11 protein-coding genes are annotated in these 14,611 nt (G+C 42.0%); 4 read left to right on the top strand and 7 right to left on the bottom strand.

The window, feature by feature from the left end:
- Positions 1-557: 557 nt before the first annotated feature.
- The 3 genes from F8S12_RS32420 to F8S12_RS32410 all read right to left on the bottom strand — a co-directional run bounded on the left by F8S12_RS32420 (position 558) and on the right by F8S12_RS32410 (position 5,868).
- The gene (locus tag F8S12_RS32420) at positions 558-3,359 is read right to left on the bottom strand and encodes a glycoside hydrolase family 10 protein (RefSeq protein WP_196514473.1); all 2,802 of its coding nucleotides are present in this window, start codon (positions 3,357-3,359) and stop codon (positions 558-560) included.
- Between the two features lie 290 nt (positions 3,360-3,649).
- Complete coding sequence (locus F8S12_RS32415; protein WP_196514472.1) at positions 3,650-4,972, bottom strand: TIGR03279 family radical SAM protein; 1,323 nt, start codon at positions 4,970-4,972, stop codon at positions 3,650-3,652.
- A gap of 71 nt (positions 4,973-5,043) precedes the next feature.
- Positions 5,044-5,868, bottom strand: coding sequence for an undecaprenyl-diphosphate phosphatase (locus F8S12_RS32410; protein WP_196514471.1), 825 nt, complete (start codon positions 5,866-5,868; stop codon positions 5,044-5,046).
- A 419-nt stretch (positions 5,869-6,287) separates the two neighbouring features.
- On the opposite strand from F8S12_RS32410, the gene F8S12_RS32405 reads away from it, so the two are divergent.
- The 3 genes from F8S12_RS32405 (at position 6,288) to nadB (ending at position 9,856) form a co-directional block, all read left to right on the top strand.
- On the top strand, positions 6,288-7,067 hold the full coding sequence (locus tag F8S12_RS32405; RefSeq protein ID WP_196514470.1) for a DUF3120 domain-containing protein: 780 nt from the start codon (positions 6,288-6,290) through the stop codon (positions 7,065-7,067).
- 409 nt (positions 7,068-7,476) lie between these two features.
- Positions 7,477-7,905 carry a photosystem II complex extrinsic protein PsbU gene (psbU, locus tag F8S12_RS32400; protein ID WP_196514469.1) on the top strand — a complete coding sequence of 143 codons (429 nt, stop codon included), beginning with the start codon at positions 7,477-7,479 and terminating at the stop codon, positions 7,903-7,905.
- Between the two features lie 274 nt (positions 7,906-8,179).
- Positions 8,180-9,856 (top strand): L-aspartate oxidase, encoded by a 1,677-nt coding sequence (gene nadB, locus F8S12_RS32395; protein WP_196520399.1) that lies wholly within the window; start codon positions 8,180-8,182, stop codon positions 9,854-9,856.
- A gap of 723 nt (positions 9,857-10,579) precedes the next feature.
- Here the strand turns inward: nadB and F8S12_RS32390 are convergent.
- The 3 genes from F8S12_RS32390 to F8S12_RS32380 all read right to left on the bottom strand — a co-directional run bounded on the left by F8S12_RS32390 (position 10,580) and on the right by F8S12_RS32380 (position 13,224).
- On the bottom strand, positions 10,580-12,784 hold the full coding sequence (locus F8S12_RS32390) for a CHASE2 domain-containing protein (RefSeq protein WP_196520398.1): 2,205 nt from the start codon (positions 12,782-12,784) through the stop codon (positions 10,580-10,582).
- Between the two features lie 33 nt (positions 12,785-12,817).
- Positions 12,818-12,985: a hypothetical protein gene (locus F8S12_RS32385; protein ID WP_196520397.1), complete on the bottom strand. Its 168-nt coding sequence runs from the start codon at positions 12,983-12,985 to the stop codon at positions 12,818-12,820.
- Positions 12,986-13,059: 74 nt separating this feature from the next.
- A complete protein-coding gene (locus tag F8S12_RS32380) occupies positions 13,060-13,224 on the bottom strand; it encodes a helix-turn-helix domain-containing protein (protein ID WP_331001470.1) in 165 nt (54 codons plus the stop codon).
- 202 nt (positions 13,225-13,426) lie between these two features.
- On the opposite strand from F8S12_RS32380, the gene F8S12_RS32375 reads away from it, so the two are divergent.
- Positions 13,427-13,621, top strand: a complete 195-nt coding sequence (locus tag F8S12_RS32375; RefSeq protein ID WP_196520396.1) for a hypothetical protein — start codon at positions 13,427-13,429, stop codon at positions 13,619-13,621.
- On the opposite strand, the gene F8S12_RS32370 is transcribed toward F8S12_RS32375, so the two are convergent.
- Entirely contained in the window at positions 13,585-14,568 is a 984-nt protein-coding gene (locus F8S12_RS32370; RefSeq protein WP_196520395.1) for a vitamin K epoxide reductase family protein, read from the bottom strand. The two genes, F8S12_RS32375 and F8S12_RS32370, sit on opposite strands and share 37 nt — an antisense overlap.
- Between the last annotated feature and the right edge of the window lie 43 nt (positions 14,569-14,611).

Below are 14,611 nucleotides of genomic sequence, written 5' to 3'. Positions count from 1 at the left end.
TTACGTGTCGTGTCTTTACGTACTATAGCGTGCTAGTAACCATTTGTATTCCGGTAATTGTCCCTACATGAATATCCGATGTTTTACCCCAAAGGAATCAATACTAGCGATCGCCCAGGGGTTAGCCCAAACAAATAGGTATTATCAAACAATAGTTATCTAAAGCGGTTTATCTAAGTATTTTCTAATATTTTGGCGCTAAATAATTAATAATATATTAGGACTTACTCACTGTACAAATTTATCATTTTGTGCATCAATGAAATTACGTCGTTTCCGGCTGTGATCAATCATCCTTTGATAAATAGCGTAGGCGTAGCCCGCCGCAGGCATCGCCTAAAAAGTATCGAAAAACCAAGGTTTAATGACTGAAATCTATAACCCATATTTGGTTTTTCCTGTCAATGCGTAAGTCCTATATATGGAGTATAAGCATGGGAAAAATCGTATTAAGAAATATAAAGCAGTTTATACGGCGGATAGCAAGCTAGTGAGGTGCAGTTTTTTAGTTTACAAACCATATAAGTTAATATTCTGCCCCTCTGTCCTCTACCTCTTCACTGAGGAAGCAACTGCACTCGCCGTTCGCCGTAACGCAATAACCTTTCTATAGTTACAAGCCGATTTTCCCAAACTTTGACTTGATAGGAATTCGACTTAAGCTCTTGGCTCATCAATACCCGAAATTGAGACTGGAACCTACTTAAAGAGGCGATCGCCACTATTAATTTACTGTCAGAAGGCGAGGTGGCTAACTGATTTAAAGCACTGCGTAAAACTTCTGCCTGGTTGTTAAAATCTGAAATTTTTTCAGGAGTCCTTTGTAGTTGCTGATTTTGCAAAACAAACTTCCATTCACGTTGCAGCGCAGTGTAACGGATGGCGGCAGTTTGAAAAGGCTGGCGATGAGGAATAGGTTCACTTGTAGTCGGTGTTGGGGATTGAACCCTACCTTGGGTACTACTAAAAAGTTTTTGTAGCTCATTGTTAAAATTCTCGGCGGCAAAAAGTGCATAACCACTAACTGGCAAGTCCCTTACCAACTGGAGTTGATCGAATGTCCCAACTGTTGGCAAAGAAAGTAAGCGAATTCCCGGCACCAACAAGGTAGCTCCCAATTGTTTAGAGGCGATCCAGGGTTGGGCTAGTCGTTGGAAGCGAGAAGTATCTAGAGCATAAGTCATAGGAACAATTAAATCTACATCCCCCCGCCTTGCCCAAATTTCCCAGTTTTGTTGAATTTTCTGAATTCGCTCTTGTTGCGGTAGAGGAAATACTGCAACCGACAAAATCAAATTAGGTCGCTTTTTTCGCAACTGCTGTGATGCTTGGGCGACAAAACTATCAACTTGCTCAGTCCGAAATGTCGTCCATTTTTGCCAGAGTTCTGGTTGGCTAGGAGAAATACTTATCGGATCTACACCAGTAAGTTGCTGAAACTGCGCTCTTGCAGCTTTACCGTAGCCGTAGGTTCGATCTGCTAACGGGTCTTGGAAGGGGTAGCGAATGTAGTCTAAGTGTACACCATCTACATCATAACGGGTGACAATTTCCTCATACAGCTTGAGCAAGTACTGCCGCACTTCGGGGTTGGCTGGGTCGAAGAATGGCTTAGTTTGGCCAAGGGGAATCATGTTGCCAAGGTTATCGTAGTTTGCCCAATCGGGATGAGCTGCCAGCACTGGCCCTGGATAATTAGGATTAACGTTGAGAATCTCATTGTGACCTTGGTTGCCAGCAGCAAATGTCCAAACCCAAGCGTGTAATTCCATGTCTCGCTCATGGGCTAATTTCACTGCCTCTTCCAGTGGGTTCCACCCACGAATTAATGGGTTTTGCTCTTTTGCGACTTGGCTCGGATAAATGGTATAGCCAGCATTAACAGTTTCAAAAAAGACAGTATTAATCCCAGTTTGGGCTAGACGGTCAAAAATCTGGGCTAGTCCCGCCTTGCTACCAGCACGAACAATCGTCCCCCGATCTAACCAAACTGCCCGAATTTCTGGTTGAGCCAACTTCTGATCAACAGGAAACTGCTGCCACAAAGTCGTCTTAGCTACGAGCCACTGCTGACGAGCCAGAGCGTAGTTTTTTTGTGCAATCAATTGGGGTAAGTTTTTGGCAATTACTCTTACCTGTGCCAAGGCTTGGTCTTTACTTATGACTAGCCCCCGCAATTTGGTTGAGGCCAATTGTGTCGGCTGCTTCTTGACAGATTGGGGGGTGTCGGTGCTAGAGATTTCCTTGTCCTCAGATGTCGCAACGCCTTCATTAGCTGCATCTGCTAACACCGCTAAATGGGCGCTTTCCACCCGCCCAATCAGATTTGCTAGCTCTTGCTGGAGGGCGATCGCTTCGTTGTTGTCAATCGGTACATTGGAGTTGGCTGCAACATCAAGACGCACAGCTTCTTCCAACTGGTCAATAGCCTCCTGAGAACTGGGCGGTTTGACTATAGGAAGCGGTCTAGATTGCGGAGCAGTGACAGTTTTGACAGGAATAGAAGATGAGGGAGATGAATTACCCCTCTCTCCCCCTGCTCCCCTGCTCCCCTGCACCCTCGGCGCAGCCGCCACCGTCGTAGAACAGTTTTGAGAACCTCCTGCTACTTTTTTCATGCGACTTGATGGCGGTGGCGCTGTCAAATAGTGATTGACAGCAGCTTTTAACCAGGCATTATCTAACTCGGCGGCTGTTGCTGTATCTGTTCCCCAGCGCCAGCCCAAAAAGGTAGAGCGCTCAGTTGTCACTACTGCGGCGGGATTATCTTTGGAATTCCAAACAGCAGGAGATTGAGTACCCATATCATTAGGAATCACAACGCCGCCGCGCACTTTGCCAAAAAGTTCAGTTTGATTTGCCCATTTTGGGATCTTGGTTGTTGCCGGTTTGATCTGTTCTGTGTCACTGAGGCTGAATCCCCAATAACCTCCCAAGAGCGATCGCAATAACTGACGCACTCCCGGCGCTGATAGACTACCTACAGGCCCACTAGCAATCAAACGCCCTCCCTTACTCATCCATTCTTCTAGAGTGATCGCTTGAGTTGGCGTTAATGTCTCGACATTTGGCAAAAATAATATCCGGCGATCGCCCCAATCTGCCGCACTCTTGACATTAGTCAGGGGAATTACACAATATTTCACCCCAATTGTTTGTAAGCGATCGCTTATCCCTGTCCATTGATTTGCATTTTCTTGACTATGGACTACGCTCAAAACAGGTTCTTCAGTCGCCGCCGTTACTGGCAAAATACTAAAAAAATTTAAAATTGCAATTTCAAAACTTAAAATAAATAATCTTCTAGTTTCTTTAATTTTTAAACTTATATCTTTTGGTTTTTTCTGATGCTTCACCACTGACTCCTTACTTAATTATTAATTAATTGAGTTATTAGTCATAATTCATTAGTACATCATAGTCTTCTTGGCAATATACTTAGTGAATTACTTTCATCCTAGCCTATCAAAACCATTAAAAAATGCCAAGATCGATACTTAAATTCTCACAGGCGATTACACATAAGTTGTCGATTCTTGCATCGTGAATTTAATTCCATTTGAACGAATAATTAATAATTATCTTGACTCAACTATTGCAAATAAACCTTCAGGGATTTGTTCAGATTTAAAGAGTTAACAAAAGTAGCTTAAATAATACAGGTATTAATTAAATCTTCAACTCCTGCCACTGGTAAAATTTTTGTCTTTAATTTGCAAGCTAGTTCTTCAACACTCATATCATCTAAAAATACCAATTCCCCATGTTTGAGCATTACATTTGGCAGTAAAATCCCTTCTCCTAAATCTTGCCCTTGTAGGTTCAACAATAAATCATGACCAGTTAGTAATCCCGTGACAGTGATACTCTGTCCCCAATAATCACTACATAGAGCTTGCATATTTACTTCTAAACCTTCAACAGAATTCAACCGTTTTAAGATAGGTTGAAATGCCTTTTTAACTGCGTTGCCCACTACCCAAGTTAATTTCCTCTGTGGATAGACTTTTGGTGGTAATAATTCTGTTGCGGCGGCGGCAAATTGCTTGATAAATAATTGAATGGAACCAACACCGTTATCAATTTGCGGATATTCTTCATAGTCAGATTCGCTGGGTAATTCCTCACCTGCAATCAAAAACCACTCATCGGCTAACCAAACAACGCTGGAACCGAATTGTTGGCGAAATTGCCGCGAGAGCATTTGCATTTGGGAAATCACTTCTAGGGCTTTTTCCTGAGTTACGGGTATGAGTTCGTCTTCTGAAGGGCGAAACCGTGTCAATCCAACTGGCACAACTGCCACCGATGCCACCGTGGGCACTTCACCAGTATGAAAAGACGCTAAATCTTTGAGGGTTTGTTCCAGATGTTTGCCATCATTTATACCAGGACAAACAACTACTTGAGCATGAATTTGTAGTCGCCTTTCTTGAAACCATTTGAGTTGTTGCAAGATTTGTCCCGCACGCGGGTTTTTTAGCAGTCTAATTCTTACTTCAGCTTCCGTAGCATGAACAGAAACATACAACGGAGACAAGCGCATTTGCTCGATTCGCTGCCATTCTCTTTCTGACAAATTGGTCAGGGTAAGATAAGAGCCATACAAAAAGCTCAGACGGTAATCGTCGTCTTTCAAGTACAAGCTGGTGCGCTTACCTGGTGGTTGTTGGTCGATAAAGCAGAATGGGCAGCGATTATTGCATTGAATTAAACTATCAAATAAAGCAGTTTCAAATTCTAACCCCAAGTCTTGATCGTAATCTTTTTCGATTTCCAAGCTGTGAGTTTTACCCGCAGCGTCTAAAACTTCTAGTTGCAAGACTTCATCAGCACACAAAAATTGATAATCAATTAAATCGCGGGGATGAGTACCATTGATTGCAACGATCGCATCCCCAGACTCAAAGCCAATCTCTGCGGCTATAGAATCAGGTAATACTCTGGTAATTCGGGCAGGATGAATAGTCATTGGGAATGGGGCATTGGGTATTGGATAAAGGACAAATGATAAATGACAAAGAATTATTAACTATTATGGAATTATCCTTTCCAACCTGCTGCGATCGCCAATAAGATGGCACTGCCAAATGCTAATCTATACCAAACAAAAACCAAAGTGTTTCTGGTTGCTAAGTATTTGATTAAGAATGCAATTGATAGGTAGGAAAAAATAAAGGTTGAAATAATCCCTACAATTAATAGTCCAACAATGTTATCTGGCAATTCTTGAGCTTGAAATAATTTGAATATTTTCAAACTTTTATACAGCGTAGCAATGGTAAGAGTTGGAAATCCTAACAAAAATGAGAATTTCGCTGCTATGTCGCGTTCTAGTCCTAAAAATAAGGCAGTCGTCAACGTCGAGCCAGAACGAGAAACGCCCGGAATCAAAGCAAGTGTTTGTGCCAATCCAACTAAAATACCATCTCGAATCTCTAATGAATCATAACCTCGTTTGCGAGTGCCAATTTTTTCTGCCAAAGCTAGTAAAAGTGCCATGATGATTGACATGATGGCAATAATTAATGCGCTCTCCGGTAGAATATCTTTCAAAAGATAGCCGAAAATTAAGGCAGGTATTGTTCCTACTAAAATACCAACAAGAATCTTCCACTCTTCACGTTGCCAGTCTCTATGTTTTAGTGCTTCGATTCCACCCTTGACAATACTGTAAATCAGTGACCAAAAATACCCCAAAATTGCTATAACACTACCAAATTGAATTGCATCAACAAAATCTTTAGAACCTAGTTCTTTCCAACCAAATATCTTTGTCACAATCAAAAGATGTGCAGTGCTGCTAATTGGCAAAAACTCTGTAATACCTTGAACAATACCCAAAATAAAAGCTTGAATAAACTCCATATCTAATTAATACCTTTTTCTAGAGATCATATTGTTTAGCTGATGATGTTGCTTTATATACTTTCCACTGCACCCAATCTTGGAGAAAATTCAATTTTACTGATCAACAACACTATCGAAGACGCTGACTATGTTCTTACACCCACTTCAATAAGTCAACGCAATTTCGCCAATTTATCAAACTTTAATATTTAGCGGACTGATGCCAGTTCACTTTTTAACCGTTAAATTTACCCCTCGCTCCTCTGTAGTCTTTAGCTTACAAAGTACTACATGAAAGTTCTGTACATAGTGCAACTTTAATGGATTGGTTTGGGCGATCGCTCCCGAAATTTCAGTATAATTACAATGCCCCAGGGGGGGATTCAAAAATGTGATATCTTAAATAAGATAAAGTTTAGTAACAAATATTAAAAACTTTGATTAATAATACATTGTCCTCCTACACCACTTCTACCCCTTCTATTGATACGGAGTTGCATCCAACTGACACTGAGCAAAGAAGTATTAAGGAATTAGAGTCTACACTCTCCTTATCTCCCTCTCTACCTTTATCTATATCTTCTCGACAAACTTGGTTAGTGTTTGCGGCGGCGGTGTTTTTGGTAACAGTGCCAGTCTTTATCGAAGCGCCAATAGTGCGATCGCTACCAAGTCTGAGTTTAGCGCTGACAGGATTTTGGGTGTGGCTAAGTTTTAGGTTAATGTCACATCCTGCAACTTATGTATGGGGAGATTTGCTCTTAGGGTTTAGCTGGAGTTGGTTAGCAGGAGCGATTTACTGGGGCTGGTTACGTTGGGAACCTGTATGGCATCTACCAATGGAGTCTATAGGATTACCCTTTGCCTGCTGGTGTTTGGCGAAGAATTGGGGCAAGGTGGGTAGCTGGTTTTATTTAGGTTCTTTACTCGGTACAGTTTTAACAGATGTATATTTTTATATAGCAGAATTAATGCCCTATTGGCGGCAAATCATGAGAGTAGAGGCTGATATAGCACCGCAAATATTACAAAATGCCTTAACGCAAGTACAAACACCTTGGGGACAAACTTGGGCAATAATTCTCGCCTTCCTGCTGTTAACAGTGGGGAGTTTACCTTTAGCTAGAAAGCAAAGACACTGGTATGCCTTTGGTGGCGCAGTTTTAAGCACCATTTTGGTAGACAGCCTATTTTTGTTAGCTGCGATCGCTGCGTGAAGGAGGCAGCACTTCTCTACGAGAGGATGCGCCAACAGCACATCAAGAATGATGTTGTAGATGATTAATTAGTTAAGAAATATTACATAACCGTCCATCAGCATCAAGTCTTTTTTGGTGGGGTTTTCGGTATTAGACATCGCACAGTTTCGTGTCTGGTTGGGAGGTAGAATCAGCCACCCCGAAAAGATTTCGTCTAGCTGGGAATGCTACCAGGATCATGGATGCAACGCTATTGCAGCTATGCAAGCACTCTTACCACTATGAAAATTTTTTGCAAAAGTACAGTCAAACCCAGTAACGGTAAATATTGTGGATATTAATACGCTGTATATTAGTTTCTGATGACTGCTGACGGCTGTTAGCTTAAAACTTTTATTTCTGTTTGATGGAAAGAGGTAGAAAAATCGTGAAAGGATTGGCGCGTTTATTAACAGTGTTTAGTTTGTTACTTAGTTGCTGGGGATGGTTGGGAACAACTCAGATAGCCCAAGCTGCTAGTTTCAACAGTTTTGCTTTTCCTCAAGTCCCAGTTCTGGCAATTGAGCGGCAGAATCGGGCAGACGCTAAACTAGGAACGGAATTCGGTAAAAAAATTGATTTGAATAATACCAACGTCCGAGCTTTTCAACAGTATCCAGGGCTTTATCCCACCCTGGCCAAGAAAATTATCACGAATGCTCCCTACAAAAAAGTAGAGGATGTATTGGATCTTCCAGGATTGAGCGATCGCCAAAAAGAAACCCTGCAAGCCAACTTCGATAAATTTACCGTGACAGAACTAGAGCCTGCCTTCAACGAGGGAGACGATCGTTTTAACAACGGCATCTACAGATAACTGCCTTTGCAAATGTAGCAAATAGCAGCCCACTCCTGATTCTAGGGAGTGGGACACGATTATGAATTAGGAGTTAGGAGTTATGAGTTAAAAATTCAAAATTCCTAACTTCTCACCCCTAACTTCTCACTCCTAACTTCTCACTCCTAACTTCTCACTCCTAACTCCTCACTCCTAACTCCTAACTCCTCACTCCTCACTCCTAACTCCTCACTCCTAACTTCTCACTCCTAACTTCTCACTCCTAACTTCTCACTCCTAACTTCTCACTACCTTGCCCCAGATAGATATTCCTAGCCAATTTGATGTCTTAGTAGTCGGCGCTGGTGCTGCTGGACTATACACAGCGCTGTGTCTACCAGAGTCGTTGCGAGTCGGCTTGATTACTAAAGAAACCGTTACTTTGTCCGCCAGTGATTGGGCGCAAGGTGGCATTGCCGCAGCAGTTGCCCCGGAAGATTCTCCCACGCTGCACATTGAAGATACGATCCGGGCAGGTGCGGGTTTATGCGATCGCACTGCTGTAGAATTTCTCGCCCAACTTGCCCCTAACTGCATTCAATCCCTAATTAACTTGGGGGTTGCTTTTGACCGTCATGGTCAAACTTTGGCTTTAACTTTAGAAGCCGCCCATTCTCGCAACCGGGTTCTCCACGCCGCCGACACCACAGGTAGGGAAGTTACAACCACCCTCACCGCCCAAGTATTACGCCGCCAGAATATTCAAGTCATTCAGCAAGCTTTGGCTTTAAGTTTGTGGATTGAACCCCAAAGCAATCGCTGTCAGGGAATTAGTCTGTTTTATCAAGGTGAAATCACATGGGTAAAAGCTGGTGCTGTAATATTGGCAACCGGTGGCGGCGGTCAGATATTTGCTCAAACCACTAACCCAGCAGTAAGTACAGGTGATGGGGTAGCGATCGCAGCTCGTGCTGGGGCTATTCTCCGCGATTTAGAATTTGTCCAATTTCACCCCACTGCTCTTACCAAACCTGGTGCTGATCACTTCCTCATTAGCGAAGCTGTACGCGGCGAAGGGGCACACCTTGTCGATAACGAAGGGGAACGTTTTGTTTTTGACTATCACCCTGCCGGTGAACTTGCACCCAGGGATGTGGTCAGTAGAGCCATCTTCAGCCATTTACAACGTACTGCCCTCGATCTAGCGACTGCCCATGTATGGTTGGATATGCGCCCTATTCCCGCCGACAAGATTCGTCACCGCTTTCCCAACATCATCAAAGTTTGTCAGCATTGGGGCGTTGATGTCTTCCATGAACCAATTCCTGTAGCGCCAGCCGCCCATTACTGGATGGGTGGAATTGTCGCAGATTTGATGAATCGCACGAATATCCCCGGTTTGTACGCGGTGGGTGAAACTGCTAGTACTGGCGTGCACGGAGCAAATCGCCTTGCCAGTAATTCCCTGCTGGAATGTATTGTGTTTGGAGCACAAATGGCTAATATTAAGTTGGAAAATATTGGGCTGCCGTCAGAAACACCAGTGCTACCATTGCGGAAATTTAGTGCTGATGCTAGGGAGTGGCACATTCAGCAAGCACAGCTAGAAGCACTGAGGGAAAAGTTACCGCGTCTAGTGTGGGAAAGTGCTGGTATTTGTCGGGAACAATCAGGATTGGAAACTGCGATCGCTACTGTTGAATCTTGGCAGCAAGATTTCGCTACTTTGCCTTTAAGTCAATTCTTACTTGCTTTACGTCCAGCAGAACCAGCTAATTTTGACCTACCAGATGTTGAACGGCAATTGCGACTTTGGGCAGAAACTCGTAATTTATTAGATGTAGCTGATTTAATTCTCAAAAGTGCTGCTTTTAGAACCGAAAGCCGAGGCGGACACTATCGATTAGATTATCCTCAACCAGACCCAAATTGGCAAGTCCACACACTTGTACAAACACATCATTGGTGGAAATCTCCACTATTGTCTTGATTGAACTTTCTGAAATAGGCTTCTAAATAAAGGCTTTTAATCCTTTCTAAAATCCGAAATTGCCATCAGCGACTACCGCTACCATGCTGACTGTCAGGACCACCATAATTTGGTGGGATATACGTGTCTTTTAAATCCTGAGAATTAACTTTGCAAGCGATTAAGGCATTGCTGCTATTAGCGCTCGCAGTGCTGAAGATACCTGTGTAAGCAGCAATTTTCGGTATTAGGATGCAACCGACTATGAATAATATTATAAAGTTTGTGATTCTCAAGTTAGTTTTCATAGTTTTCAGTAAATTTACTAATTTTTTATTTTAAGTCGTAGTTTTTAATAGTTACCGTATATTTACCTGCTTTATTGTAAAAAGACCCCAACTTTATGAAATTTTTGCTGTAGTGAACAAATAATTGTGGTATTAAATAGTCTTGATACTTAAGAAATATTCTTAAATAGGTGTTTTTGCATCAGTCTAAAGTTAGATATGTTGATGAAGTACCGTGAGCAATTTGTCTAAATCACTGCTTATTAAAAATATCTTAGTTTTCTAAGTATAAACATCAGAATTAGTTAATAGTAAAGCCCCAAAATCTATCAAATAACACTTAAGTTTTTCTATGTTGATAATCTCGTCACAGCGAAAACACATAACCGACATTCCGCAGGTTTAGTTTCATTCTCAGATATTTTGAGAATAGTCTGGAGGCTTGACTCTTGACTAACTAAGCAAATTCGTAGCGATTTTTACCCAGATGTTTGGCACGGTACATTGCTGCATCTGCTTGTTTTATCAAAGTTTCACTGTCTTGACTGTTGTATGGGTAGATACTAATGCCAATACTGGCGGAAACTCGGATTGCATTCCCGTCCAAAACAATTGGCTTGGTAATGTTGTTTAAAATTCTTTCAGCAACTTTAGCTGCTATTTGGACATTAGGAATTGCCTGTAAAATCACAGTAAATTCATCGCCACCCAAACGAGAAACTGTATCACCAGTGCCTACAGAATTGCTGAGTCGCTCAGCGATCGCCATCAGCAAGCGATCGCCCGTCTCGTGACCCAGAGTATCATTGATTTGCTTAAAGCCATCTAGATCAATAAACAGCAGTCCTAGCAGCAAGTTGTGGCGTTGCGCCCAAAGTAACGACTCGTAAAGTTGTTCGGCAAAAAATTTGCGATTCGATAGACCGGTGAGGGTATCGTGATATGCTAAATAACGCAAGTGGTCTTCTTTGAGTTTCAATTCATTATTAGAACGGAATAATTCAGCAGCAGTACGTTTGAGCCGTTCCTCCGTGAGCTTGCGCTGAGTAATATCTCGGATGACCCCAACTAAAAAGAAATTGCCAGCTGAGTCTTTGTGGAGCGATCGCTTAGTGGCAATTTGATGAGTTTGACCATCTGCACTTGTAAATTCTTCTTCGTGTTCCTGGGGTTGCTGAGTCCGAAAAACCAGCTCATCCTGTTGTCGAAATACATCGGCTTCATGTTTAGGGAAAAAGTCATAATCTGACTTTTCAATTAACAAGTTATTTGAATAGCCGATGAATCGACAATATGCCTCATTTAAAACAATCCACTGGTGTTGTTCATTTTTCACAAAAATGGGATCAGGAATCGTGTTGATTACGTGATGCAAAAACTCTTTGGAACGTTTCCACTCTTCCTGTATATGGGCAATATGACTGATCGTCCAAATAGCTGAACTGCCAAAGGTAAACAATGAGGGAATGATCGGTATCCACCAACCGGACAAAAAAGCAAAGTAGGTACTGAGGATCAATACAATGCAAGAAATTAGGATACTGAACAAACTTCTCGTTGCGTGGCGGATTCGCCATGTAGTAACGGCTCCCACATAAGACCAGACAAAAATCCACAAGTATTCCACTAAGTCAGGCCAGACTTTTAGTAAGGGTCGTCCACTAAGAGCAGCTGAGATTAACTCACTAATAAAATAAGCTTGCAGTTGAATACCAGGTACAGGCTTTGCCATACCCAGCAAACTGGTGGAGTAGGGAATGAATACAAAATCCTGGAGACTCGGTGCAGTGGAGCCAATGAGTATAATCCGATCTTTGATTAAGTTTTCTTTCACTTTATCTGCCAGTACATCTCTCATCGATACCTGGCAAAAACTACAGAATTCTACAGATGAATTTTGACATCTGGGTTTAGGGAAATTGGACAAAATTTGGTAGCCTCTAGCATCAGCTCCCACATAAGCACCATCATTAGCCTCAAAACGAGCGAATGTTGCCTTACCCAATTGCAAATATTTAGGGTTGCTTTTTGCTTTGGTGGGAGTAATGTTCTCTGATGTCAAATACAATAAAGCCAACTTTAAGGCAAAACTTTCGCGTGCTTGATTATTAACGTGCCAATACAACAAACTGCGACGTACTTTACCATCAGGGTCATACAACACGTTGTTAAAGCCCACTTGGTCGCTATTAAGATCCGGTGGAGGTAAAACATTAATGTTTTTATTTTTGTCATTTGCCAATAGTTCAATACCAATTAAGTTTGGTATTGACTTATAAGCATTACGCAGTTCCTCATTTCCCGGCTTTACTGGCAAATTTCGGTAGATATCTAAGCCAATAGCACGAGGTTTGTGAACGTTTAATTTTTGCAACAACTGGGCAATCTTCTGATCTGGAATCGGCCACAAACCTACTTCGTCTAAATAGGCTTCATCAATTACTACAATAGTAATACGATTTTCTATGCGTTCATCTGGACGTAAGCGGAAAAATTGATCTAAAGCTGCCAACTCTAAGGATTGTAATAATCCGATAGAGTGTAAAAGCAGGACGCAGACTGTAATGCTGGCAGCAGTAATTAATTCCCTGTGTCCTCGACTAAGCGATTGTTTCAATCCAAAGACTAACTTCACAAAACGCTTGCCTAGCTGCTGATTCATTCCCATTACCTAGTAGTTAAAAGCTACTAAAGGCTAAAACATAGTCTGTTGCTGTTTTAGTTTTCGAGCTACTTCTTTTCTCAAGTTTTGTTGAATTTGCTGATTATAATTCATCCAGTTAAGATGGACTTGCTGACCATTATATATCTCGAATTTATATTCACTGAGATTTTTCCTTGTAACTTTAAACGCTTTTTGCATTCTGATTTTCTATATATATTTGATTTATGGCTCTGTGTTTTCTGAAAGTGGCATACTACGCCGCCTCAAAAGCTTTAGTTGGTGACAATTTCAAGTAATTCGTTGAGGCTTTTGCAACCAAAGTACTCGCACAGCTTGGTAACAGTCTTTTTGTCAAATCTGTCTAGTTGATTTCGGTAAAGCTTGCTAACAGTAGTAGGGCTTAATCCTGTCTGTTCAGCTAACTGCTTTTGATTTATGCTTTTTGCTCCATTAGTTGAGGCAACTTACAAATCATTTCCATAGATAATAACAGGATAATAGAATGATAGGATACTAATTAGCTATTTATAAAATAATAAGAAGCTGTCATCCTATAAGTATACAGACAAACCAAAAGGCGATCGCTCGTCGTCCAAAACTAGCGATCGCCTTTCTTCTAAACTCATGGAGATAATTATTATGACATTAGCGACCCTAGACGCTCAAGCGATCGCACAATCTCAATTAAACCTTTACATCCAGCAGCAATCAGAAAACACCGCGCAATACGAGATTGACTCTACTATCGCTGCTCTTCGGGGCAGCGTGGGGCTGCTGTCGGAAATAGCTCAAGGCAATTACTTAAAATACTTGAAGTTACGGGAACCTGTGTAACCAGAAACTTGCGCTAGTTCTTCTAAGTTTTGTGTTCCGCTATAGGTTTTACCACTGATAATCCATGTGGGGAAGCCTTTAATTTTTGCGGCTTTACATAGTTCTGGTTGAGCTTTCAGTCCCTCAGGAGCGCATTCTACCTTCACACTCTTGTCGATTATCTGCTCGGCTTCTTTACCAAAAAGCAGCTTTTGTTCATGGCAGTGAGGACACCAGTAAGCACTGTATTGCTTGGCATCTATCTTAGACAGATGTTGTGCTAGGGCTATTTCTGCCTCGCCAGAAGTCGTGGTGATTTCCCACCCGAATGCTGGGTTAGGATCTTTCTCAGGAGTAAAGGTAATTTTTACGGGTTGTCCAGGAGTTCCAGTTGTAACATCTGATTTATTCACGCCAGCATAAACGCCTAAAGTGCCAATCAGTGTCACCATCCCCACGATAATGGCGGTAAAAAAGATTTGTCCAATATCCTCCCAAGTCCGACCGATAATTGTCAGCACCAAAAGACTGAGGGAAAACAAAGCTGAACCGATACAGTAAGGACAAATAGCTTTAATTTGGAATGCTAGCAGGTACATGAGGTAGCCACTAAAAACAGACATAGCGATCGCTCCGGCCAGCAGCAGCAACCACGTCCAATTTTCCAATTGTTTGCGGCTATTGTTTTCCCCTGATTTTAATATCAAGGGAGCCAAAGCAAATATCACCATACTGGTGTATGCCAAAAACCCAAACAAGGGTAATGGCTGACCAAAAACTGTTGCCCAAGGACTGGAAAGCACATCATTACAGCCTTTGACACCAGCCTGTGCCACACAAGCTGCACTGCCTCCTGTTAACTTTTCTATGGTGAGATAACCTGTTATCAGGACACCACATCCAGCGATCGCGGCAATCAATGGACGTGACCATTTATGAATCCAAGGAGTAGAACGGCGGCGAATCATAAATATTAGGGAATGGGGGAGTGGGGAATAGGGAATGGGGAAT

Source organism: Nostoc sp. WHI (assembly GCF_015714725.1).
In the GTDB taxonomy this organism is placed as follows: domain Bacteria; phylum Cyanobacteriota; class Cyanobacteriia; order Cyanobacteriales; family Nostocaceae; genus Nostoc.
This window is presented reverse-complemented; position numbering and strand designations above follow the sequence as displayed.